At 51.7% G+C, this 24,308-nt stretch carries 24 protein-coding genes and 2 pseudogenes; 21 read left to right on the top strand and 5 right to left on the bottom strand.

Annotation, left to right across the window (positions count from 1 at the left end):
• Positions 1-30 precede the first annotated feature (30 nt).
• The 8 genes from NMUL_RS07640 (at position 31) to NMUL_RS07605 (ending at position 4,272) form a co-directional block, all read left to right on the top strand.
• The gene (locus NMUL_RS07640; protein ID WP_011380789.1) at positions 31-471 is read left to right on the top strand and encodes a hypothetical protein; all 441 of its coding nucleotides are present in this window, start codon (positions 31-33) and stop codon (positions 469-471) included.
• A gap of 72 nt (positions 472-543) precedes the next feature.
• Entirely contained in the window at positions 544-912 is a 369-nt protein-coding gene (locus NMUL_RS07635; protein ID WP_011380788.1) for a hypothetical protein, read from the top strand.
• Positions 912-1,244 carry a hypothetical protein gene (locus NMUL_RS07630; RefSeq protein ID WP_011380787.1) on the top strand — a complete coding sequence of 111 codons (333 nt, stop codon included), beginning with the start codon at positions 912-914 and terminating at the stop codon, positions 1,242-1,244. Before NMUL_RS07635 ends, NMUL_RS07630 begins: the two co-directional genes overlap by 1 nt.
• Complete coding sequence (locus NMUL_RS07625; protein WP_011380786.1) at positions 1,241-1,858, top strand: phage adaptor protein; 618 nt, start codon at positions 1,241-1,243, stop codon at positions 1,856-1,858. The genes NMUL_RS07630 and NMUL_RS07625 overlap by 4 nt, the downstream gene beginning before the upstream one ends.
• 3 nt (positions 1,859-1,861) lie before the next feature.
• Positions 1,862-2,758 (top strand): hypothetical protein, encoded by an 897-nt coding sequence (locus NMUL_RS07620; protein ID WP_011380785.1) that lies wholly within the window; start codon positions 1,862-1,864, stop codon positions 2,756-2,758.
• A complete protein-coding gene (locus tag NMUL_RS16080; RefSeq protein ID WP_011380784.1) occupies positions 2,758-3,108 on the top strand; it encodes a hypothetical protein in 351 nt (116 codons plus the stop codon). The genes NMUL_RS07620 and NMUL_RS16080 overlap by 1 nt, the downstream gene beginning before the upstream one ends.
• Positions 3,099-3,689, top strand: a complete 591-nt coding sequence (locus NMUL_RS14935; RefSeq protein WP_011380783.1) for a hypothetical protein — start codon at positions 3,099-3,101, stop codon at positions 3,687-3,689. The genes NMUL_RS16080 and NMUL_RS14935 overlap by 10 nt, the downstream gene beginning before the upstream one ends.
• A gap of 205 nt (positions 3,690-3,894) precedes the next feature.
• The gene (locus tag NMUL_RS07605) at positions 3,895-4,272 is read left to right on the top strand and encodes a hypothetical protein (protein ID WP_011380782.1); all 378 of its coding nucleotides are present in this window, start codon (positions 3,895-3,897) and stop codon (positions 4,270-4,272) included.
• Here the strand turns inward: NMUL_RS07605 and NMUL_RS07600 are convergent.
• Positions 4,253-4,543 (bottom strand): hypothetical protein, encoded by a 291-nt coding sequence (locus tag NMUL_RS07600; protein ID WP_041352460.1) that lies wholly within the window; start codon positions 4,541-4,543, stop codon positions 4,253-4,255. The two genes, NMUL_RS07605 and NMUL_RS07600, sit on opposite strands and share 20 nt — an antisense overlap.
• A 70-nt stretch (positions 4,544-4,613) precedes the next feature.
• Between NMUL_RS07600 and NMUL_RS07595 the strand changes: the two genes are divergently transcribed.
• The 9 genes and pseudogenes from NMUL_RS07595 to NMUL_RS07550 all read left to right on the top strand — a co-directional run bounded on the left by NMUL_RS07595 (position 4,614) and on the right by NMUL_RS07550 (position 13,430).
• Positions 4,614-5,168: a lysozyme gene (locus tag NMUL_RS07595; protein WP_011380781.1), complete on the top strand. Its 555-nt coding sequence runs from the start codon at positions 4,614-4,616 to the stop codon at positions 5,166-5,168.
• Positions 5,165-7,201: a hypothetical protein gene (locus NMUL_RS07590; RefSeq protein ID WP_011380780.1), complete on the top strand. Its 2,037-nt coding sequence runs from the start codon at positions 5,165-5,167 to the stop codon at positions 7,199-7,201. Before NMUL_RS07595 ends, NMUL_RS07590 begins: the two co-directional genes overlap by 4 nt.
• A 109-nt stretch (positions 7,202-7,310) precedes the next feature.
• Positions 7,311-8,414: pseudogene (locus NMUL_RS07580) on the top strand (IS3 family transposase).
• Positions 8,415-8,596: 182 nt separating this feature from the next.
• Positions 8,597-8,980 carry a hypothetical protein gene (locus tag NMUL_RS07575; protein WP_011380776.1) on the top strand — a complete coding sequence of 128 codons (384 nt, stop codon included), beginning with the start codon at positions 8,597-8,599 and terminating at the stop codon, positions 8,978-8,980.
• A 33-nt stretch (positions 8,981-9,013) separates the two neighbouring features.
• Positions 9,014-9,448 (top strand): hypothetical protein, encoded by a 435-nt coding sequence (locus NMUL_RS07570; protein ID WP_011380775.1) that lies wholly within the window; start codon positions 9,014-9,016, stop codon positions 9,446-9,448.
• A 9-nt stretch (positions 9,449-9,457) separates the two neighbouring features.
• On the top strand, positions 9,458-10,978 hold the full coding sequence (locus NMUL_RS07565) for a hypothetical protein (RefSeq protein WP_011380774.1): 1,521 nt from the start codon (positions 9,458-9,460) through the stop codon (positions 10,976-10,978).
• A complete protein-coding gene (locus NMUL_RS07560; protein WP_011380773.1) occupies positions 10,975-11,589 on the top strand; it encodes a GNAT family N-acetyltransferase in 615 nt (204 codons plus the stop codon). The genes NMUL_RS07565 and NMUL_RS07560 overlap by 4 nt, the downstream gene beginning before the upstream one ends.
• Positions 11,582-12,706, top strand: a complete 1,125-nt coding sequence (locus NMUL_RS14930; protein WP_011380772.1) for a hypothetical protein — start codon at positions 11,582-11,584, stop codon at positions 12,704-12,706. The genes NMUL_RS07560 and NMUL_RS14930 overlap by 8 nt, the downstream gene beginning before the upstream one ends.
• The gene (locus NMUL_RS07550) at positions 12,699-13,430 is read left to right on the top strand and encodes a hypothetical protein (protein ID WP_011380771.1); all 732 of its coding nucleotides are present in this window, start codon (positions 12,699-12,701) and stop codon (positions 13,428-13,430) included. Before NMUL_RS14930 ends, NMUL_RS07550 begins: the two co-directional genes overlap by 8 nt.
• Positions 13,431-13,507: 77 nt before the next feature.
• Here NMUL_RS07550 and NMUL_RS07545 read toward each other — a convergent pair whose 3' ends face one another.
• Positions 13,508-14,551: an IS481 family transposase gene (locus NMUL_RS07545; protein ID WP_011380592.1), complete on the bottom strand. Its 1,044-nt coding sequence runs from the start codon at positions 14,549-14,551 to the stop codon at positions 13,508-13,510.
• Positions 14,552-14,737: 186 nt separating this feature from the next.
• On the opposite strand from NMUL_RS07545, the gene NMUL_RS07540 reads away from it, so the two are divergent.
• Positions 14,738-16,312, top strand: a complete 1,575-nt coding sequence (locus NMUL_RS07540; protein ID WP_011380770.1) for a hypothetical protein — start codon at positions 14,738-14,740, stop codon at positions 16,310-16,312.
• Between the two features lie 154 nt (positions 16,313-16,466).
• On the opposite strand, the pseudogene NMUL_RS07535 reads toward NMUL_RS07540, so the two are convergent.
• From NMUL_RS07535 to NMUL_RS07520, 3 genes and pseudogenes are all read right to left on the bottom strand, one after another.
• Positions 16,467-17,619: pseudogene (locus NMUL_RS07535) on the bottom strand (IS3-like element ISNmu1 family transposase).
• A gap of 141 nt (positions 17,620-17,760) precedes the next feature.
• Complete coding sequence (locus tag NMUL_RS07525; RefSeq protein WP_238529776.1) at positions 17,761-18,756, bottom strand: glycosyltransferase family 2 protein; 996 nt, start codon at positions 18,754-18,756, stop codon at positions 17,761-17,763.
• A gap of 21 nt (positions 18,757-18,777) precedes the next feature.
• Positions 18,778-19,995, bottom strand: coding sequence for an O-antigen ligase family protein (locus NMUL_RS07520; RefSeq protein WP_011380767.1), 1,218 nt, complete (start codon positions 19,993-19,995; stop codon positions 18,778-18,780).
• A 182-nt stretch (positions 19,996-20,177) separates the two neighbouring features.
• Between NMUL_RS07520 and NMUL_RS07515 the strand changes: the two genes are divergently transcribed.
• From NMUL_RS07515 to NMUL_RS07505, 3 genes are all read left to right on the top strand, one after another.
• Positions 20,178-21,221 (top strand): IS481 family transposase, encoded by a 1,044-nt coding sequence (locus NMUL_RS07515; RefSeq protein ID WP_011380592.1) that lies wholly within the window; start codon positions 20,178-20,180, stop codon positions 21,219-21,221.
• Positions 21,222-21,470: 249 nt separating this feature from the next.
• Complete coding sequence (locus tag NMUL_RS14925) at positions 21,471-21,899, top strand: hypothetical protein (protein WP_104009679.1); 429 nt, start codon at positions 21,471-21,473, stop codon at positions 21,897-21,899.
• A gap of 107 nt (positions 21,900-22,006) precedes the next feature.
• Positions 22,007-24,214, top strand: a complete 2,208-nt coding sequence (locus NMUL_RS07505) for a TonB-dependent receptor family protein (RefSeq protein WP_238529775.1) — start codon at positions 22,007-22,009, stop codon at positions 24,212-24,214.
• Positions 24,215-24,308: the final 94 nt, after the last annotated feature.

Genomic DNA, 24,308 nt, shown 5'->3' with positions numbered 1-24,308 from the left:
TTTCGATCCTCACTTTTTCGAGAGATATAAATGGCTACTTTTAGCGCACCCGATCTGAACAGCAAAGCGATGCCCATGGGCAACTATGGCAATGCCGCAGTGGTTTATGGGACAGCAACGCCCTCGTCAGGGGTGGCCGGAAGCATCTATCGTCCCGTCAGAATTCCGGCTGGCATGAGTGTTACGGCGTTACGGATAGTAAATGACGATCTGGATACAAGCGGCACCACGTTTGCTGTAAAAATCGGCTATACCCCGGTCGACGCCGGGCAAGGTCCTGTCGAGGATGATGATTATTTTTCCGCTGCTACAACGATTTTATCCGGTGTGGGTCTTACCGACCTGAGATTTCAACCCATCAAATTCGAAAAAGATGTCTACGTCATCCTGACTGTAACCGCACCCGCCACTGCATTTGCTTCGGGCAATATCACTGCAATCGTCACGGGCGAGGCGACAGGCATCAAGTAAAAACAAGCAGTAATCAGGAAGTCAAAAGCGATTCCCAGCTTCTGGGAATCGCCTTTTTATTGAGGATTGCATATGCCAAAAGTCAAATATATTGCCGCCGGCATCAAGATTGACAGCATCAATGGAGTGGGATTGCGCTGGGAACCGGGTCAAGTGCGGAATGTAAGCGCTGAAGTTTCCGAGAGGCTGCTCGTTTACCCCGACACCTGGGTGCGCCTCCACGATGAGACGCTGGATAACGTTGTGCCAATCGGGCTGGCGCAAGCAGAGAAACCGGTTGAAGAACCCCTGCCGGTGATCGACTTTCATTCCATGGGTAAAAAAGCACTGCTCGAGTTTGCCGAGCGCAAATACAACGAACGACTGGACAAGCGCCAAAGCGAGGGAACGATACGGCATAAAGTGATTGCCCTGTTTTCCAAGAACGAGATGCCGGACTGATGCCATTATCATATCACTCAATTGTCGAGCTGGCTCGCATTCCGCTCAATGATGACGACAAGACGCGTTATGCGGACACCGTATTATTGTCCTTTGCCAATCAGGGGATGCTGCAGATACTCAAACGGCGACCGGATCTGTTCATAGGCAGCTTCAACAACCTGCCTGATGGGGAACGCGCCTTGGATGATGCTTTTCCATTACCGCCTATATACCTCCAGACAGTAGCGGATTATGTTACGGCCAGAGCAGAAATGTCCGACGATGAGCACGTCAATTCCGGCCGTGCCGCACTCTTCATGCAGTTGTTCGGCTTGGAGGCGCATCCATGAAATTCTGGAGCGATTTTTATGATCTGCTTATGCCAGATTTGCCTGAGTGTCCTGCTGCGGCAGCCGACAGTGCGTTGCGCCAATCTTCTGTGGCGTTTTGTGAGCAATCCCTGGCTTGGCAAACCAAGCATCAGCCTGTCCTGGTAATGGGGGGCATTGCAGAGTATTCCTTTTCTCCACCTGAAGGCACGGAAATTCATGCCATCATAAATGCAGTGCTGGATGGAGAAGAAATAGAGCCTTTTGCCTGCGAGAAGAACATCACGATCTGGAGCCGCCAAACTGGCAAACCGCGGTATGTGCTTGGTGGTCCATCTTCGCTGACCCTGATTCCAACTCCCGATAGTAACGGAGTATTGGCAATAAGGGTCGCGTTAAAACCTTCGGCCACCAGTGCAGGGATTGATGACGAGTTATTCCACGAATACCGCGAAGCCATCACTCACGGCGCGATGGGGCGGCTAATGCTGTCACCTAAAAAACCCTATACCAATATCCAGCTAGCCCCCTATCACCAGCAACAGTTCATTATCAAAACGGCAGCAGCAGGCATGAGAGTAGCCAGAAGCTATGCCAGAGCTCCCCTTCAGACTGCGATCCTGAGACGAGGATAAAACATGGGACTCAAGTTCTCGAATTTTGGCAAGGCCATTATCAGTTCTGCCCCGAGCGGAACAACGGGATTGAGCTTCACAATAGAGGCCGGAAAGGGCGTTCTCTTTCCATCGCCCGGCATCGGCGATTATTTTTATGGGATATTCAAGGATGCTTCCGGCAACCGGGAAATCGTGAAAATCGAGGCACGTACCAGCGACAGCTTAACCATCGCGCAAGGAGGACGAGGACTGGACGGTACGGCTCCCCGTACCTGGGCAGCAGGCGATTATTTCGTTGCCGGCGTGACCAACATCGCCTTGCAGGAATCTCTTGCAAATCCAAATCTCCAGGCGCTTGGCGGCCTGGAAACGTCAGCCGATAAGATGGCGTATTTTACTGGACCAGGCACAGCTGCATTGGCGAATCTGAGTTCCTATATCCGGAGCTTGCTGGATGATGATAATGCAGCGACCGCAAGAGAGACTCTAGGCGCTGCGCCTGCGAGCCTCATTCCCCCTGGAACCGTTATGTCATTTTTTCAGGCGACGGCCCCGACAGGCTGGACTCAGGTCACGACGCATCACAATAAGGCGCTGCGTGTTGTAGGAAGTGCCGGTGGCGGTTCGGGGGGGTCAGTCGCGTTCACGTCAGCCTTCACGTCGCAGGCAGTTTCGGGTTGGAACAGTGCGACGACATTGACTTCGGCGCAGATACCGGCGCATACGCATAGTTTGAGTGTATATGGGACATCAGGCGGAGGGGCTAACCCCAGCGGTGGAGGAGGTGGAATTATTACCGGGATGCCAATTACAGATGCCGGCACAGGGGGTGGTGGCTCCCACAGCCATATTTTTACCGGCACGGCCATCAACCTTGCCGTGCAATACATCGACATAATCATAGCGAGTAAGGATTGATGGAAATACGCATAGCGAATTGTCCGCTGGAGGCAAAATGTGAAGAGCTTAAGATCGAGGACAGCAAACCCGTCCTTTATCGATGTCCATGGTATGTGCAGGTGCGCGGGGTAAATACCAATACGGGACAGGAAACCGATTCATGGGGGTGCGCTATAGGCTGGCTGCCCACGTTGATGATCAACACTGCCAACGAATCCCGCAAGGGCGCTGCAGCTACGGAATCTTTCCGTAATGAGATGGTGAAGCACAGCGAGAAAACGCAACAAGTGCTGCTCGTGGCGGCGCACATGGCCAACAGGAAGGTCCAGGGTAACGGTTTATTGGAGCAGAGCGAGATATGCGAGTGACAATCATTCGGGACGACAGCGTGGTTGGAATCGATGGGGTATTCAGGCGAATCGATTTGTCCTCGTTGAGGGCCAATGTGCGCGCTGTGCAGTGGAACGATACAAGCGGCCATATAGAGTATGACGATACTGCAAATACGCTGCTCACAAACATGGCAGAGTTTCAACCATTTGTGGATCTATGGAAAACCGCGCCATCAGAACAAATCACCGTGTTAACTGCACCGGGTCCGGATCAAATGAAAGCAGCGGCTGTCGCCCGCATCAACGCTGCTTACCAGTCCGACATAAGGGAATTGACAGCAGCTTATCCAGAGGAAGAAGTCAAAAGCTGGGCATTACAGGAAGGGGAAGCAAAAGCATGGTTTTCGAATCCTCAAGCCCATACTCCCTGGCTGGACAGCGCTGCTGATGCTCGAAATATGAATAAGGCAGATCTTGCGGGCAAAATTATCGCCAAGGCTGCTGCATTTGCGAGAGTGCATGGTCAACTGACGGGCAAGAGGCAGAGATTACAGGAGAGGGTTGCTGCGCTTGGCGATTTTCCTACTCGGCAGCAACTGGATGACATCAAGTGGTAAACATGATCGAAATTTTTTGAACAAGATGCGGCATAGCCGCTTTTTTTTTGCCCGAACGGGCTTTTTTATTCACCATCCTAGGAGGAATTATTGTGACCATGTTTCAACGCAAGCGCATCAAAGCCATCCAGGAAGAAGTGGAAAGTCAACGTGCCGCAGCTGAAGTCCGCGCAGACGGTTTATTGGAAAAGCTGAAGGAATCGAAATGGACCGCTCCAATATTGCTGGGTGCGGTTGTGTTCGCAATAGTTTTATGGGGTTTGTCCTGATCATGGCAGAAGATGAAGGCGACCAAGAGATCGCGAACAGGGTCGAGAGGCGGCGTGGACCATCCACCTACACATTATCCTTCGGTGGAATTATTGCAGTGGCGGGTTTGGTTGCATCTGGCGTAGCCACGTACAACACGGTGCAAAATGATATCGCGACGCTGAAACGAGGAGAGCTGTATCAGGAAAGAACCAATGAACGCCTCGATGAGGAACTCAAATCGGTGAGAGCCGAGCAGCGTGAAACGATGAAGGAATTCAATGACAAGCTCGACAGAATCATCGAGAAATGGGCTAGGGGGAGAAAGGCATGAGGTATTTGCTGGGAGCCTCCCTTCTGGCGTCGTGCACCATGCTTACGCCCCTGGCGACGAATGAACCGGCGGTGACGAACAAACCCCCGCTGACGAACGAAACCCCCGTGGACCCCCACGTTTCGACGGTAAAACCGCAAACATCGATGAATCCCGTGGAGGTCTCGAAGCCAAAATCCAAGCCGGCATCTCCCATTCCGGAAATATCCTCGTGCGCCGCACTGAATGCAGGCAATGTAAAGGAGACCATAAAGGCGAAACTGGATTGCATCACAGAAACCCTTCCCTGACGCCTGCATACCGATAAGCACAAATGAACATGGAACACGAGGAATCGAAAGATGAGTAAGCCATTGTTTAGCCAAGGCAGGTCCGCTGTAGCATTATTGGTGGTGGCTGCGTCAACACTGGTTGGAATCGCGGTGAACGAGGGGTATAAGGATGAAGCATACATCCCTTTGCGCGGGGATGTCCCCACCATCGGGTTTGGTACGACCATGGGCGTGAAAATGGGGGACAGGACAACCCCCGAGAGGTCTTTGATCCGGTTGCTGGATGAAATCGAGGGGGTTTATGCGGCTGGAGTCAGACGCTGCGTGACTGTGCCTCTATATCAGCACGAGTATGAGGCGTATGTGAGCCTCGCTTATAACATCGGTGTCGCTGCATTCTGCCGAAAAGCCTTACCTGGAAGACCCCCTAATCTTATCGACCTGCTCAATGCCGGACGGTATGCGGAAGCGTGTGCGCGCATAGAGGCATTCAAATATGGCCCCGGTAAAAAAGTACTGCCGGGGCTCGTGAAGCGGCGTGCCAAGGAACGGGCATTATGCGAGGGACGAGTAACTGATCTGCAGCAGGATAGCTCTCCCGGAACCGGAGATCTGGCAGGGTGAGCGCATTCAGGATTTCCGGATTCTCCGGGCTTGTTCCGCGGCTGGCAAAGCACTTGCTCAGCTCGAACCAGGCGCAGACGGCGACCAATTGCAACCTTGCCGCAGGCGACTTGCGGCCCCGAAACGCGCCGCTACTTGTTTTTTCCCCCCAGATCGATGGAGAAATCCGGTCGATGTTCAGGATGGAAAAGGATGGGAGCGAAAAGTGGCTCGCCTGGAGCAGGGATGTCGATGTAGCCCGTTCGCCTGTTGCAGGGGATACGCTTCAGCGATTCTACTACACGGGCGACGGGGAGCCGCGCACTTCCAACTTTGAAATGGCAACAGCGGGCGCCAATGCTCATCCGTCCGCCTGCTATGTACTTGGGGTTACACCCCCGGTCAGCGAACCGCTGGTGAGCGCGTCGGGTGGCAGCGGAGTAGCGACTTCCCGTGCCTATGTATATACATTTGTCACGCAATGGGGGGAAGAGTCGCAACCTTCCCCCGCTTCGATAGTGACCAGCGGAAAGATAGATGCAACCTGGATGATTTCAAATCTGGACGCAGCACCCCCCAATTCCGGGGCAATTACTGCTGTTTCCAGGAATTCTCCAGTTGCCGGGCAAATGGAAATCAGCCTTGATACCGTCTTCGGTTTAAGAGCGCACGAGGAAATCCAGTTTGAATCGGTGTCGGGCATGACTGACTTGAACGGTCGATTCATTCTGATGAGCGTGGATCCGGTAACCAAAAAGGTGGCCATATCCCTTTCTACAGACCAGCTCTACGCCGGAGGTGGGAGGTGGGAGCGGCAGGCTCCACATAATACCGGGGGGATGAACAAGCGCATCTACCGGACGCTTACCACGTCGTCAGGGACCGAATATCGCTATGTCGCAACACTTTCCGGGATTACAAAAAACTACAGCGATACTGTCCCTGACACGGTTATTGCGCTGGGAGAAACATTGCCCTCCACAAACTGGGAAATGCCCCCGGCAAACATGAGAGGCATCGTTGTACTTGCGAATGGAATTGCCGCAGCATTCGCGGGCAATGAGGTGCTTTTCTCGGAACCGTTCAAACCTTATGCCTGGCCCACTTCGTATCGGCAAACATACGACCAGGAAATTGTAGCCATCGCTGCAATGGGAACCACACTCGTCGGCATGACCAGGGGCAATCCCTTCACCCTGACCGGCGTTGAGCCCGTAACCATGGGCGGAGGAATGGAGAAGCTGGGAGTGGCGTGGCCCTGCATGTCGAAACGAGGAGTAGCGAATTTTGCATTTGGCATCGGGTATCCCGCTCCGCAAGGGATGGTAATGATCGGGACAAGCAGCGATATTGTCACAAAAGATTTGTTTACCCAGAAGGAGTGGTCCGAACTAAACCCCGATACCTTTATCGCGACCTCTGCCGATAACCGCTATTACTGCGGCTATTCGGCTGGCGACAGCTCCCTGATGTTCGTGATCGATAAGGCGGAGGATGCATCCTTTACAAAAATCAACCAGAACATCAGTTGCATCTGGACGGATCCCATCACCGGCAAGCTCTACATCGCCACAAACAAGAAAATCTACGAATGGGAAGGGGATACGGGAACTAAGCTTTTCTATGAGTGGAAAAGCAAACGGTTCGTTACTGCGTCACCGGTTAATTATGGTGCGGGGAAGATCGATGCCGATTTTAAAATGACGGAAGAAGAAAGAGCAGCGGCGCAATCCTCCTATAAGGAGACTATCGCTGCCAACCAGACATTGATCAGTTCTTATTCCATGGATGACGGACTGGCAGATACATGCCTCGGTGAATACGAGATCGGGGGTGATGCGACTCAGGATATTCCCCTTTTATCCATAGATTCTCTGCAATTTCAATTATGGAGCGATGGCGTGCCGAAATTTACCAAACAGGTCAAGAATAACAGGGCATTTCGGCTTCCCGGTGGCTATAAGGCCGATAACGTAGAGTTTGTGCTATCCGGCAATGTGAAGGTAAACAGCGTCGTCCTGGCTGAAACAATGGATGGATTGAAGCAGGCATAGCTACCATAAGGCTCGAACGGCGGGGTCGGCTGATCTGCTTTAGGAATTCAGGACCAGACAGAAAGTGAGTTTTTCGGCAAACTTGACCTTGAAAGGAGGGGTGTTTGCCATGAAGAAGAAGCGGTTTTCAATAGAACAGATCGTAGCGGTATTAAAGCAGGCGGAGCTTGGGATGCCGGTGGCGGATCTGATCCGGCAGGTGGGAATCTCGGAACAGACGTTCTACCGTTGGAAGAAGCAGTACGCCGGGATGCAGTCGGACCAGGTGCGGGAGCTCAAGCAGTTGCAGGAAGAGAATGGGCGGCTCAAGAAGCTGGTAGCCGACTTGAGCCTGGACCGGGCGATCCTGCAGGACGTTGCATCAAAAAAGTGGCCCGGCCCGCGCTGAAACGCGAAGTGGTGGACTACATCGTGAGCCACCATGACCTGAACATGCGGCGGGCCTGCAGGTTGATGAAGCAATCGCGCAGCGTCCAGTACTATCGGAGCATCAAGGATCCGAAGCAGGCGTTGCGAGGGCGTATGCGGGAGATTGCAAAGACACGGGTGCGTTATGGTTACCGGCGCATCCACGTGCTTCTCAAGCGTGAAGGCTGGCAGCTGGGTAAAAACCAGATGTATCGGCTTTATAGCGAAGAGCAGCTACAGCTTCGCTCAAAGCTGCCCAGGCGCCGCAAGATGGTCGTGAGACGCCAGGCGAAGATCAAGCCGACCAAACCCAATGAAGCATGGAGCATGGACTTTGTGGCGGACCAACTGGCCAACGGGATGAAGTTCCGTACGCTGACGATTGTGGATGTCTTCAGCAAGGAAGCATTGGCAATCGAAGTGGGTCAGCGTCTGCGAAGCGACCATGTGGTCGCTACGTTAAATCGACTGGCCGCGGCGGGGTCCTCCTCAATATCTTTTTGTCGATAATGGCAGCGAATTCTCGGGGCAGTTGCTCGATCTCTGGGCGTACCATCACCAGGCACGGATCGACTTCAGCCGGCCAGGAAAGCCGACGGACAATTGCCACATCGAGACGTTTAACGGATCATTCCGGGACGAGTGTCTTAACTTGCACTGGTTTGAAACGCTGGAAGAGGCCAAAACGATCATCGAAGACTGGCGACGGGACTACAACGAGAGTCGACCTCACTCGACTCTCAATGACCTGTCGCCAGCCGAATTTGCACACCGGGCGGGGCTTTCAAGCCTTGCCCGGGTTTAACCAGCGCCGAAAACTAACTCTCGGAATGGCCCTGGAAACCCAAGCAGATCACGGCACTCCAGGGAGTGTTCTCGGGCCGGTAAAGATATTTCAAGCAGTTTTTTCTTCCTGATTTTGTCGCCCAAACGCGAGCCGCCCCTGTTCGGGCGGTTTTTTTTTGACTATAAGAAAAGGAATTTTGTATGGCGAAGTATGTTCATTCCGATGTGCTGGATGGTGGATTGAATGCGATAAAAAACAATGCGGGCCGCATGCTGCTGTTAAAGGCATATTCCTTTGCTGACAGTTATGCAACCGTTAATGCTAATGCAATTTGTGCGGTTGCAATGGCGCCCGGAGATTATGCATTGTCAGGTGCCGATGGCGCAGCCCGCGTGCTGACAGTCGCGGCACGCAGTGGCACAGCCTCGGCCAATTCGGGCAGCGCGCCGGATCTTCACATTGCATTCACGGACAACGTGAGCAAGGTATTGCTGGTGACCGATGAAACCACCGATCAGGTGGTAACGAGCGGCAATACAGTCAATTTCCCAAGCCTGACCTACACGAGTTCCCAACCCACCTAACTCAACTCCTGGCGATATTCCAGATATCAAACAATGGCAACATTTACCCAAGCGCAGAGCGCGCGCAACGTCGTGCTCAATATGGGAACGCTGGCAAGTGGCACCTACATAACTTCGTCCGCCATTGATCTCGGACCTGCTATCCCGTTGGATATTACTTTAGAGATTGAATGCGACCCTAACGGCACTCCCACCGGCAGCCGCCAGTTGATTTTATTCGCAAAACTATCGCTCGATAATGTGAATTTCGGGAGTGGCCCGGAAAGCGGAACCGACGCCACCAACGAGGCTGACCTCCATTGGATCGGCACATTGCCGTGCAATGACACGAACGTGCACCGAAAGCTCTTCAGCCTGCAAGGTCTGCCAATCAGCCGTTACCTGAAGCTGGTCGTAAAAAATGACATGGGGGTGGCAATCAGCTCAGGAAGCATTTACAGGGCCGATATTACCGGTCTTTCCACCTGATCTGCCGGCATGTCCCTCATCACCCTACGAAACAGATTTGCAAGCCAGCCGCAGCGCGCTGCACTTATTGACTATGCCGGCCTTGCCAGAGGAATGCGGATATTATGGAATCCTGCCGCGGGGCCGGTCGATCTGGTTACCGGGCGAAGCTGGGCAGCGGGCGGCAATGCGTCAATTGTTCCAGCACAAAATGGCAAGGTGTTTTCGTTTGATGGGGCCGATGACTATTACGCCTATACCGGCTATCCGGAACTGACCGGCAATGTCGGCACCTTCTTTATGTGGTGCCCCACTGTGGGTGGGCCCGATACTTATGGTCACTGCCCCTTCGGGGCTTCTTCTCCCAATGCTTTCGCATACCAGGTTTATCCAGACTTAAGAGTAGCTATCGGTTCCAATGGCGCCAGTTCCGGCACCCTTTCTTCATGGTTCAACACAAAAAGCCGGAGTATCGTTTTCGTATCGGGGGGTACGGCAGCGACGTGCAAAGTTTTTCTCGATGGGAAAGAGGCCGGGTTGACCTGGACAAGTTCCCCGGTAGCCTGGGGAGCGGGGAACAAGAATTTCAACCTTGGACGGTACGTCGGTGGGAATCTATGGGAATTTGACGGCACGATACTGATAGCCGGCTTTGCCGATTCAGTCTGGGGAGCGGCTGAGTCACGGGCTTTTCATGAAAATCCATGGCAGCTATTCAAGGCATCTGCAAGAAAGCTGTGGCCTGCTGATACAGGACCCGGATTAAGCGGTGTAGCTGCAATACAGGCAAATAGGGGCAGCACCGGAGAAATTGCTCAACATCACACGCTCGCTGTTGCGGGATTAACACAGGCAGGTGGCGCCAGTACGGGCAAGATCGAGCAGGATCAAATTCTTGCGGGCGCTTCCCTCGCTCAATCCAACCTGGGTAGCGCTGCCGGCGTTACCAGAGGTATTGCCCTGGCGGGCGCCCTGGTTGCGCCGGCCAGAACCTTGAGCACGGGGAAAGTAAGTCAGGCGCACATGCTCAGCATGGGCGCATTGGCCCAGGGGAAGATATTGCCAGGCGGCGCAATCACGCAAACTCATATCCTGATTGAAGCAGGCTTGGCGCAATCTAACGCAGGCGATGCCCTCCCCATATCCATCGGCAGTGGCACGCTTGTCGGGACGCCCTCCATGCAAGCCAATGCTGGCGGAACGGGCGTAATTACCCAGATACACATTCTTTCCGCCACTTTTTGCATCCAAATCAATAAAGCAAGCGCAGAAGCGATAAGTGACGGGGTTGTGATTGAATCCGCGCTTTTCAGCCAACCTGCTGAAGCAACCTATATCAAGAAGCCTGGCATTCCGGTCGGAACACCTCCATGGCTCAAAACCATGCTTGAGATACTGACCGGACGACGCGGAAACCGAATAGCGCTTCCCGCCTTTCGTGCGCTTACATTCTCCGCTCCCCCCACCCAGGCTGAATGCGAGGCATTGTATGCGTACATAAATTCTGTTCGCGATTCTCTCGAACAGCTTATTTCACGTATGGATGGATGATGAATATTGAACTGATTTCGCTGCTCAAGGGAAATATGGGCTTGACCTTGACATCTGAGCTGGCCGCGGATATCTGCGTTGCCGCCTACCGCATGGAAACGCTTGCGCAATCGAGAGATATTGCCCAAATCAAGCCTCGATATAACGGCCGCATAGTATTCGCTGTAGAGCGTATTGAGGACATTACAGAAGAAATAAAGCATTTGCATCGCACCCACTGGAATGAAACCGAAGGACACAGACATCGGCTACCGTTCCAGCCGGATTACGAGACTTTTATCCGGTATGAGCAGGCGGGCCGCTACCTTCTTTTTACCGTAAGAAGCGAAGGAAAGTTGCTGGGCAATTGCGCCATGTATCTGGATAAGAGCGCTCACACGCAGACACTTATTGCCACGGAAGACACGCTGTATCTTTTGCCCGAGGCGCGACGCGGCACTACTGCCAAGCGTTTTGTAAGGTATGTCGAGAATGCCATGAAATTGCTAGGCGTCCGGGAAATCAACATTACCGTAAAGACAGTTAATAAGGCCGCACGGTTTTTCAGATTGCTCGGCTACAGGCACGTAGAAAATGGATTGACCAAAATACTGGAGATTGAAAATGTGTAGTTCGAAGCCACCAAGACCGGATCCGCTCATCGGGCAGGCGGCAAAACAACAGGCCGATATCGCCCAGCAGCAACTGGATGTGGCAAAGCAACAGCTCGAATGGGAGAAGGACAGAGCCAGGGTACAAGACCCCCTGATCCAGAAGATTGTAGATCAGCAGATTGCCTCAGGCGAAGCCAATGCGGCGAGGGCCGAATCGCAATGGCAGGCATACCGCAACCTGTTTGCGCCGATAGAAGAGCGCATGGTGAGGGAAGCCAACGAGTTCGATTCGCTTGAGCGTAAAGAGCAGATGGCGGCCGAGGCAGGAGCGGATATCGCAAAAAGTTATGAGAGCGCCCTGGATTCGAGCCAACGGACGATGGGACGCATGGGAGTAAATCCTAATTCAGGCAAGTTTCAAGGCCTGACCCACGAGATCAGCCTTGGGCTTGCCAAAGACACGGCGGGAGCAATGAATAAGGCCCGACGCGAGACAGAATTGCAGGGCATGGCCATGCGGCAGGGCGTGGCCCAATTTGGGCGTAATATGCCCACCATGGGAATAGCTGCCGATGCGGCAGCGCTCAATGCAGGTAACGCCGCCACTGACAACCTGGCAACGAAAGCAGGGCTGCATACCGCCGGCATGAATGCGGCGCAACACTGGTATGACGGCGCCCTTGGTGCGAATAGCTCCTCCGGCAACCTGATGCTGAACCAATATCAGGGCCAACTGAATGCATGGCAGCAACAGCAGCAGAATAAAGCGGGAGGACTCAGCGGGTTAGGCAATCTGGTCGGCACCCTGGGCGGAGCTTACCTGATGAGAACCCCAGGCCTGCGGACGGGCGGGGTCATCAGGAACTACAATGCCTATGGTTTATCCACATTGAAGCGCGATGGCTATGGGAACAGTGGCATAGTACGAGGTCCCGGTACCGGCACCAGCGATTCCATCCCGGCTTCAATTGAAGGCGTGCAGCCTATCCGGTTATCCAATGGCGAAGCGGTACTCAACAGAAAAGCGGTGGAACTTGTAGGGGAGGATTTCATTCACCGGCTCAATGTCGCCTCAGGGTTGATGAAGCGCAAGGCGACAGTGAATAAACACAACAGGGAGGGGGACCATGCTTGAAAGTCTGGGCGCGTTTGCTGGCGGCCTTGCACAGGGTATACGCACGGGGCAGGATATGAAGCTCCGGCAGCGGGATGCCAACCGGTTGAAAAAGGCGGATGAGCGCGAGGCGGAGTTGCATCGGGCGAGGATCGACAAGGCAGACTTCAACAGGGAAAAACGCGAGCGGCTCCGTGCCGCCAACGATGAGATAGCGATTCCATGGCAGCAGGATAAGCAGAAGCCATCTATCCCCGGTTACCCGACGCCCGGCCTGAGCACCGGGTTGATGAAAACACCTGCTGTCGCAGAAGCCGATACTGGAGGCCTTTCCAGCCTGAGCAAACCCGCAACACAAATTTCCTCGGATGAAATGATCGCCAAGCGCATGTTGGCTGGCAACCTGCTTGATGATGCGAATGAACTGACGCGCATGGCGAACATTTACAAGAAATATGGCCTTCTGGAAGAAATGGCCCCTTGGATGAACAAAGCCTATGCAGCGAAGAAAAGGGGAATTCCCGATGCTCTGAACTCCCTGCTAGCAGGGAACGCGAGGAAAGCCAGAGAAATCCTTGAAAAAGGCGGATTGGCGCTGGCAGATGATCCTTTGCAACTGGATTCAGACGAGCAACAGAATGTGTGGAGATTCCGATTCATGGACGGCGGCGAGACAGAAATCGATCTGAGGGAATTTGCAAGAAGGTTTTTTCCTTCGTCAATACTTCCTCCAGTAACTCAATAACGATTCCGATAAATTGTAGTAGTCGCGATCCCATCAGACAGTTTCCCGATTTGACTGGTGCAGTTGTCAGATCAGATTCAACTGTTCAGTAATGTGATTTTATCGTTCCACACCTCCTTTCCGTCAATTAATGTTTGCATGGGTGTTCGCCCGCAGCACATCTTGCCCTGATGAGTGCGGTCGTGATTGTAGTAGTGCAGCCAGTCATCCAGGTCAATTTGCAACTCCTCGATTGATCGGTATATCTTGCGCCGGAACGCGACCTGGTAGAACTCTTGCAGGATCGTCTTGTGAAAGCGCTCACAGATGCCGTTGGTCTGCGGATGATTGGCTTTGGTGCGAGTATGTTCAATATCATTGAGCGCCAGATAGAGCTGATAATCGTGAGTCTCTGGCTTGCCGCAATATTCAGTGCCTCGGTCGGTCAGAATTCGGATCAGGCCCATGTCCTGTTCTGCAAAGAAGGGTAGTACCCGATCGTTGAGCAAATCCGCGCCTGTAATCGGCGTTTTGGTCGTATAGAGCTTGGCTGTGGCCCACTTGGAGTAGGTGTCGACGAAGGTCTGCTGATAAATACGACCCACGCCCTTGATCGTGCCCACATAGAAGGTATCCTGACTGCCAAGGTAGCCTGAATGGGCGGTTTCCACCTCCCCATGGGCGACATCGTCGTCCTGCTTCTTCTCCAGGGCACTAACCTGCGCTTCGGTCAGCACTTCTCCAGTCTGCGCGATATGACATTCCAGTGCCGCCAACCGCTTCTTGAATGATTCCAGGTCCCTGCGCAGCCAGACAGAGCGAACGCCTGAAGGAGAAATGAAGATGCCGCGTTTGCGTAACTCGTTGGAAACGCGCACTTGCCCGAATGCAGGCTGCTCAAGGGCAAATGCAGCTACCGCCATCTCGACTGCTTCTTCAACTCTATTCTTGGGATTGGGCTTCCTTCGATTGGCATCAATCAGGGCATCGATACCACCATTTTCCATCGCTGACTGATACCGATAGAAGGTATCCCGGGAAAAGCCCATCACCTTGCAGGCACGCGATACATTGCCAAGCTCGGCTGCCAGATTAAGCAGCCCTACCTTGTGCTTAATAACATTTTGTTGAACACTACTCATGGGGTTACTCCTTTGCGCTTTCAGCGCTCAATTTGATAAAGATTCGCACCTCTATCAAACCGGGTAACCCCGCTTTTCGCAAGGCCCTACTGTCAGATTAAATCTGAACTACTACAGATAAAGTCTATAGGTTGGAATTACAATCTGCATACTCTCGTCTGAACATTATCGTTACAATAATACCAAATGCATCAACCCCAAGAAAATAAGCTTCCAGTTTTTCAAATACTGGTTTTCTCCAGTCTTGTTGTGCTCGCACTTTTTCTATGGCAGGGGCATAAAGGATTCTCACTATGGGATGAAGGTTTTCTTTGGTATGGGGTTCAACGTGTGATGCTAGGTGAGGTGCCTATCCGCGATTTCATGGCTTACGACCCCGGCCGTTACTACTGGTCCGCTACACTCATGTGGCTGTGGGGAGACAATGGCATAGTGGCCTTAAGGGGTAGCTTGGCGGTTTTTCAAGTGATGGGATTATTCGTCGCTCTACTGTTAATTGCTCGAAATACAAGAACGCTAAATTTTCCTTATTTACTTCTTTCAGCCATCACATTGGTGGTCTGGATGTATCCACGCCACAAATTATTTGATGTCTCTTTATCTATTCTGCTGATTGGAGTATTGGCCTTTCTTGTGCAGAACCCTACAAGGAGACGTTACTTTTTCACCGGTTTATGTGTAGGTTTTGTAGCTGTTTTTGGCCGTAACCATGGGGTATACGGTGTCTTAGGTAGTTTTGGGGTTATGATATGGCTGACCATCAGGCAAGCGGATAAGCTTGAATTTATCAAGGTGGCTATGCTATGGGCAGTAGGAGTAGCAATTGGTTATATTCCAATACTTCTCATGATATTGCTGGTACCAGGCTTTGCTCCTGCCTTCTGGGAAAGCTTGCTCTTTTTCCTTGAAATTAAAGCAACTAATCTTACTCTACCCGTTCCTTGGCCTTGGCGTTTGGAATTTGACTCCGTATCTATTGGTAAGACGATTCGTGGAGTGCTGGTTGGCTTGTTTTTCATCGCTATAGTCGTTTTTGGCGTACTTGCTATCATATGGGTTACTCGCCAGAAATTTCACAAGCGGGCTGTTCCATCGGCCTTGGTTGCAACTGCATTCTTGGCATTGCCCTATGCGCATTATGCTTATTCCCGAGCTGATGTAAGTCATCTTGCTAAAAGCATTTTTCCTCTATTAGTCGGTTGCCTAGTGCTGTTGTCCACAAAACCAGCGAGGATCAAATGGCCGTTGGCACTTTTGTTATGTGGGTCAAGTTTATTAGTGATGGTGCATTTTCATCCCGCCTGGCAATGTCGGCCTAGCAAACAATGTGTGAGCATCGTAATTTCAGACACCAAAGTGACTGTTGATGCTCGCACAGCGAGTGAGATCAGTCTATTAAAGAAATTAGTTGCTAAGTATGCAGCCGATGGTCAAAGTTTTATCACAACTCCTTTCTGGCCGGGAGCTTATCCCCTGTTCGAAAGAAAGTCTCCTATGTGGGAGATATACGCCTTGTTCTCGCGAAGTGAAAGCTTTCAACAGCTAGAAATTGAACGAATCAAGGTGACAAATCCAGGTTTTATCCTGATATTCGATTTCCCTCTTGATGGGCGGGAGGAGTTACGTTTCTGCAATACACATCCCCTAATTCATAAATATATCTCGGATAACTTCGAGATGCTGCACGATTCGCCAAACCTGATCTATCAAATATATACAGTCAAGAAGACAATCTTATCAGAGCATTCTGGATCCCCCTAAGTGTTATGGCTGAGGATATGCCTTAAACACTCAAAATCCCTAGACGTTTAGCACAGTTTTGATATTGCTGTGGCTTCGTCAGGGCAGGATCACCCTACTCTGGAATCAGTACCGTTCTAAAGTGGAAACCTGGACTAGCTGACCCTACCGGGTTTTACCCCATTTCTCCGGACGGTTTGGTTAAGCTAAATCCTGCTTCTGACGCATTTCCAGCTGTCGCCGTTTTCGCGGATTATGGAATCGCTCGATATAGTCGAAGATATCTGTGCGCGCCTCAGCCCGGGTTCGATACTGGCGACGATATACTCGCTCCCGCTTGAGCAAGCCAAAGAAGCTCTCTGCTAGCGCGTTGTCGGCACAACTACCGACAGCGCTCATGCTGCAAATCAGATTGTGTCCTTGCAGGAAGCGTTGATACTCGTCACTGGTAAACTGACAGCCGCGATCTGAGTGCAGGATGACGGGAGTTTTTGCCTCACGCTGCCAAAGCGCCATGAGTACGGCCTGCAGCACCAGTTGCGGATCCTGGCAGTGGCTCATTGACCAGCCGACCACGATGCCCGAGTACAGGTCCACGACCACGCACAGATAAAGCCAGCTTTCCTGAGTGCGCACATAGGTTATGTCCGTCACCCACCGGCTGTTGGGCTCACTTGCTGTAAAGTCCCGCTGCAAGTGATTGTGCACATTCTCCGGTCGAAGGCCACAGACCTTCTTGTGCCAGCGTTTACGCTGCGGGATGCCATACAACCTCTGCTGGCGCATCAGCCGTGCTATGCGGTTCAACCCACACGCCTCGCCTTCATAACGCAACTCCTTCCAGACTCGAGGACTGCCCATCACCCCATCGCTGCCATCATGAATCTTCCTGATGCGCTCCAGCAAACGCCGGTCATCATGCGCTCTCTGACTCAAGGGGCGATCTCGCCAATCATAGTAGCCGCTGGTTGATACATGCAGACAACGACACATCAGGCGAATGGGGAAGGCATCGCGGCAGCGTTCGATCATGCGATATCTCATTTCGACGCTTTCGCGAATAACGCCGCCGCTTCTTTTAAAAAATCACGCTCCTTCCTAACTTGGATCAGCTCACGTTTGAGCGCAGCCATCTCCTCATCACGGGGCCTGCCCTGACCCTGAAAGGCTTTATTACCGACCGAGCCCATTTCCCGGCACCACCGGCTCAGCATATTGGGATCAATCCCCAGATCACGCGCGATCCGGCTTGCCGGCACATTGCCAGACCGAACTAGTTGTACCGCTTCCTGCTTGAACTCCGCTGCATATTTCCTTCGCGTTGCCATGACACACCTCCTGACTCATTATCAGCCTTTTTAGATGTGTCCGTGAAATCGGGGGAAAACCCACCCCAATAAACTGTACCGGCGCATTCAACCGGTCAGTGCAACACCTATTGATTCTTGATTTGTAGAGGTGTGCAATGGTTAGCGTAGCAAGTCTTTCCAAAAACTGATAGTTCCGAATGCATATCGATGATAACGGAAGGCAGCAAGTTCATTTAGAGCTATCGGTAATCTCTGCCAAGGACTTTGAGGTAAAGCAGCGCGATTCCGCAAAAAAATAAGCAATTCCTCCATTTTTTCTAGTTTCTGCTTAGAAACTGGAAAGTGCTTCTCGTGCGCGAGGAGACGCGCTCGAGTCAATTCATAATGGAGAACTTGTGGTCCATATATTTCTGCGCAAGTCTTGCCGCGATTCCTACCTCTACGAGGAATCCCAAGTTGGTTAGAGTTATGCTGCCGATAGGCAATCAATGGTGTGGGCAATGCCACTAGGGATGAAGTTGCTCCAATAAGTAGAGCAATCCAAGCGTCATGCCACATATCGGGTAAAGGTAGAATAAGATCTCGATAAATGGAACGAAACGCCATTGTCGCACCTGTTACTACCGGATGCTTGAACAAAACTTCCAGTGCATCGCAACCATTAATTTGTGCTTGTTCTTTTGAATTGAATTTAAAAGCTTCCCAAAGACGTATTTCAGATGGGTTTAAGTTTTCGCCAACTACATCTGCATCGGTGAAAACGGCACCTGCGTTATGGTTATCGATAAAACCTGCTTCAATAAGTTCGATCTTTTTTGGATACCAAACATCGTCCTGATCACATAAAAAGATTATGTCACCATTACAAGCGCATATAGCCGTTTGAAAGTTACGTGTGGAACCAAGACGCTCAGAGTGCTCGAGGAGTTGCACGGGGAATGGAGCATGCCGCGCAAATCTCAATACGATATCAGTAGTGCTATCAGTGGAGGCATCATCTGAAATGACGAGTTCATCAGGCAGTCTATACTGCTGAGCTATACTTTCCAACTGCTCAGCAATATAGCGTTCTCCGTTAAAGCTGGCTAATGCGACAGACAGTAGCGGCGATCTTGTCATTTCCTTCTTATCCCAGTTTAATGTTGAATCATCCACTCCAATAACTGCCAGTATCACTCAAGAAGTAATATATTTTGTAGAGTCCAGCCGCTCCGATGCTTTGTGAGAGGTAATACCAATAGCGGTGATTACAAGAAGCAAGTAAAAAGTTTGTCGAAAAAAAACCAGAGTGTCTGTTAAGCCGGACAGAAAAATAAAACAGAGTAAAGCCGCCGCAAGAACTATCAGTTGATGTCTCTTTAGCGTTTGATACCAACTCCACAAAAAGAAAGCATAAGTCGCCATCCCGAGCAGTCCTAACTGCATTCCGATCTCAATCCAGTCATTGTGATAATGATAAGTGTCGTGAAATTCTGTTAAATCCCGGTAAATACCCCCTTTATACGTCTCAACGGTTTTCTCGAAATACCTTGCTGCCGTTCCCGTGCCGTGACCGACAAAGGGATGCTCGGCTATTCCATGGAGACCGACATCCCACATGGCCAGGCGATAACCCAAGCTGGTTGTATATTTTCCTGTCCAGGATAACTGAATATCATTCTTCGCTCGCATTAATCTTTCTTGAAAACTCGTACTATTGGATGCGAACAACGTGATTACTGTGATCACCAGTGTCATCACGATCAGAAGGGTTTTGGTTTTTGTTTTATACAGCAAAAACAGCAGAAGCAACGATGAGAAAAGCGTTGCTAAAAGTGCGCCCCTGGCGTCTTGATTAAACTGAATGAACAATAGAAAGGCAGAGAGAAACCACAAAAACAGTCGGATTCCATTATTTCTGCTTGTTTTTATAATATAGAGAGACAGTATTACTCCAATTCCTAGTGTCGAAGAGAAACTGGTGTAAGGCATCCCCAAAGTCGGAATACCTTGTACGCCCATTACCAGCCAGTGATATAAACCGATAAGCAGTGCGCCAAAATAACCCAGGAGCGCTCCACTGATTGCCCAAGGTAGACGTTCCTTATTCAAGAGGCCTAGATAGGGGATAAAAACGAGAAAGGCAAAATATCTTCGCCCGACCTTGAATCCAAGATCAGGATGATCGCTCCAGAGTATGCCAAGGGCGAGGACGAAGCATAACAGAAGCATGCCGATTGCCAGAGGCTCTCTGACCGTTTCTCCAGCGCGGGCCAGTCCTCCATCTATCGTCCAGGCGAGGGGCAAAAGGTAATAGGCATAAAAGCTCAACCCCTTGTACCAGAGCGCTATCCCAAAAAAGAATAGCACGGACTTTGCCAGCACATCGCGCCAGGCGTTTGCAGCGGATTGCATAAAACTGAGGGGATAGGCGGATGATGATATGGCTGTTCTTGCCGTTTGCAAACCGGTTATATTAGCTGTAGTAGTTCAGATTTAATCTGACAGTAGGGCCTTGCGAAAAGCGGGGTTACCCGGTTTGATAGAGGTGCGAATCTTTATCAAATTGAGCGCTGAAAGCGCAAAGGAGTAACCCCATGAGTAGTGTTCAACAAAATGTTATTAAGCACAAGGTAGGGCTGCTTAATCTGGCAGCCGAGCTTGGCAATGTATCGCGTGCCTGCAAGGTGATGGGCTTTTCCCGGGATACCTTCTATCGGTATCAGTCAGCGATGGAAAATGGTGGTATCGATGCCCTGATTGATGCCAATCGAAGGAAGCCCAATCCCAAGAATAGAGTTGAAGAAGCAGTCGAGATGGCGGTAGCTGCATTTGCCCTTGAGCAGCCTGCATTCGGGCAAGTGCGCGTTTCCAACGAGTTACGCAAACGCGGCATCTTCATTTCTCCTTCAGGCGTTCGCTCTGTCTGGCTGCGCAGGGACCTGGAATCATTCAAGAAGCGGTTGGCGGCACTGGAATGTCATATCGCGCAGACTGGAGAAGTGCTGACCGAAGCGCAGGTTAGTGCCCTGGAGAAGAAGCAGGACGACGATGTCGCCCATGGGGAGGTGGAAACCGCCCATTCAGGCTACCTTGGCAGTCAGGATACCTTCTATGTGGGCACGATCAAGGGCGTGGGTCGTATTTATCAGCAGACCTTCGTCGACACCTACTCCAAGTGGGCCACAGCCAAGCTCTATACGACCAAAACGCCGATTACAGGCGCGGATTTGCTCAACGATCGGGTACTACCCTTCTTTGCAGAACAGGACATGGGCCTGATCCGAATTCTGACCGACCGAGGCACTGAATATTGCGGCAAGCCAGAGACTCACGATTATCAGCTCTATCTGGCGCTCAATGATATTGAACATACTCGCACCAAAGCCAATCATCCGCAGACCAACGGCATCTGTGAGCGCTTTCACAAGACGATCCTGCAAGAGTTCTACCAGGTCGCGTTCCGGCGCAAGATATACCGATCAATCGAGGAGTTGCAAATTGACCTGGATGACTGGCTGCACTACTACAATCACGACCGCACTCATCAGGGCAAGATGTGCTGCGGGCGAACACCCATGCAAACATTAATTGACGGAAAGGAGGTGTGGAACGATAAAATCACATTACTGAACAGTTGAATCTGATCTGACAACTGCACCAGTCAAATCGGGAAACTGTCTGATGGGATCGCGACTACTACATATTAGCCTATAAGATGCTGGCGTATGTTCTTCAATGGCAGCTGACCGCAGCGATATCAGCAGGAATATAAGCCGCTCGCTTTATATATTTCTCTGACTTGCCGCACCCTTTGCGGCCGTGCGGGCGAAAGAAGGAGTTATGGCTGAGCCGGTATGATCATATTCTATCAATCATGGGAGGCGTATATGAGTCGAATCATTTATATTCCAGTATCAGTTGTACTCATTACCGCGTTTGCCGCAAACGCGGGAACCTTCGAAAAAGGGGGCTGGTCTGCCAGCGGTTGCGGCTCAATGCCAGAGACGCCAGTGGTGGATTCAAGCAGTGTCGATGCCTTCAACCGGAGTGTGGGAAAAATCAATGAGTGGCAGAAACAGATACAAACTTACCATGACTGTATGATCAAGGAGGCCAATGCCGATAACGCCGCCATCAACAAGTCGGCCACTGCCGAGCAAGCCCGTATAAATGAGGCGGTAGAAAAAGTTAATAAAGAAGCAGCGGCTGGAAAGCAGAAGGTGGAGCAGGCTTCCTCGCCTTCATCGTCAGGTTCTTCTTTTCCCTCTCTGGTTCCCCCTCCTGGCGGCGGCATGGGAGGTCAGCCGGGCTATTAAAAATAAAAATGGCTCCCGTTTGATTTGGATTTGTTGATCAACAGGAGAAGCTCGGTTAGCCTCTCGCTACTTCTTCAATTGCCCGATGTTCCGGCGGAAAGCAAAAATTGTTGAAAATCCTGAACCTTGCGCTCGTCGCGATCGGGATTGGCTTGCCGAACCTCGTGCCTGCATCGGATTCTCCTCCCGTACAGTCCAAAACTGGGACTAATACGGCGGCTGAGGCATCGCCGCTCGAATCATCAGGGAGGTCTTTACCGGTTCTCAATCCAGTCGTCATTACCGGCACCCGCACTGAACAATCCAGCTTCTCCTTGCCGATGTCTATCGATGTAGTGGAGACAAAGGTTATTCAGGAGGTTCAGCCCCGGGTAAATCTTTCTGAGGCGCTTTCCCGCGTTCCAGGTCTCGTCATTCAGAATCGCCAGAATTACGCACAGGATCTGCAAATATCCAGCCGCGGCTTTGGCGCGCGCTCCACTTTCGGCATTCGTGGCATACGCATATTCGTCGATGACATTCCCGCCACCATGCCGGATGGCCAAGGCCAGGCGGCGAATATCAACCTCGGTTCAACCAAACGCATCGAGGTATTGCGCGGGCCATTTTCCGCCATTTACGGCAATGCCTCAGGCGGGGTAATACAGGCATTTACGGAGGATGGCCCAAACGAAACCACCTTATCCGGAACTCTCCTAGGCGGCAGCTATGGCACCTCTCGCGGCGAGATCAAGCTGGGGGGGACATTAGGGGGAACGGATGTTATATCCGGGCCATTCAACTACGTAGTCGATATTTCCCGCTTTCAGACAAGCGGCTATCGCGATCATAGCGCGGCAACGCGTTACCAGGCCAGTGCAAAGGCTACGTACAGGTTTGACCATGATGCCAACCTCACTTTGGTAGTCAATGAACTGCACCAGGGCAACACGCAGGATCCTCTTGGACTCACGCAAGCTCAGGTTATCGAGAATCCCCGACAGGCGGATATTAGCGCCCATACCTTCAACACCCGCAAGAGCATCGACAATACCCAAGGCGGTGCGGTGTATGAACACAGATTCTCTGCTTCGAACAAGATCAAGCTGATCGGTTATGCAGGAACCCGCCAGCTGGAGCAGTTTCTTGCTGTGCCACGCGGCGCGCAGATTCCTGCGACCAGTTCAGGGGGCGTAGTCGATCTTGACCGGCAATTTGGGGGAGCAGGCTTGCGATGGACTTATCGGAGCATGGGGGAACGTCCATTCACGCTGACCGCAGGTATCGAGTACGAAATTTTCAAGGAGCGGCGCAAGGGGTTCGAGAATTTCTCCGGCGCAATCCTTGGCGTGCGTGGAGGTTTGCGCCGTAATGAAAATAATACGGTCAGTAGCCTTAGTCAATACGGGCAGGCCGAGTGGCATTTTACGCAGTCCTGGGCGCTTTCGGCCGCCGTGCGTTACACCAATGTGAAATTCAAGTCCGAGGATTTTTTTGTCCGCCCCGGCAATGCCGATGATAGCGGCAGTTTGACTTTTCGCAATGTGAATCCCGTGCTGGGCTTGCTATACAAGGCGACATCGACGCTCAATCTGTACGCCAGCGGCGGATGGGGTTTCGAAACACCCACCTTTACAGAACTTGCCTACCGGCCGGATGGTGCCTCGGGTCTCAATTTCTCTCTTCGCCCCAGCGAGAGCCGCAATATCGAAGTGGGATTCAAGTGGCTGGCTACGGATAATACCCGCCTCAATCTCGCGCTTTTTGAGAGTGTGGTTACCGATGAGATTCTGCCGGCGACCAATATCGGGGGGAGAGCTACTTTTCAGAACGCGACCGATACCAGGAGACGGGGCATAGAACTTGCCGCCGTCCATCGCTTCGGGGCGGATCTTTCTGCGTATTTTTCTTATACCTTTCTTGATGCCAGGTTTCGCGATTCCTATACCTACCAGCCACGAGCCGGCACTCCTTTCGTAATTGTAGCGGAGGGCAACCTGGTTCCCGGTATACCGCGTAATACCGCCTATGGGGAACTGGCGTGGCGACGCGGCCTACCAGGGTTTTCGGCAGTGATCGAGGCAATCTATCGTGATAGGGTTTACGCTAACGATATCAATACGGAAGCTGCAAAACAGTATGCCATAGCCAATATCCGGCTCGCGTATTCGCATCAGCTAGGTCGTTTGAAGCTCAGCGAATTCATCCGGATAGACAATGTAAGCAACGCAAAATATGTCGGTGCCGTAATTGTGAATGAAGGCAACGAGCGTTTTTATGAACCCTCGGCGGGGCGAAACGTGATAGTGGGGTTGAATGCAAGTTATGTGTTCTAGGATAGACGGGGGAAGAGGCGGCCCAGGCAGCGGTGGCATGGAGTGTTTATGGAAATACAGGCTGCATGCAAGGCTGGAACATGAAGGAATGCAC

The sequence above is a fragment of the Nitrosospira multiformis ATCC 25196 genome, assembly GCF_000196355.1.
In the GTDB taxonomy this organism is placed as follows: Bacteria; Pseudomonadota; Gammaproteobacteria; order Burkholderiales; family Nitrosomonadaceae; genus Nitrosospira; species Nitrosospira multiformis.
The sequence above is the reverse complement of the archived record's forward strand: the minus strand, read 5'-3'. Positions and strand labels throughout refer to the sequence as shown.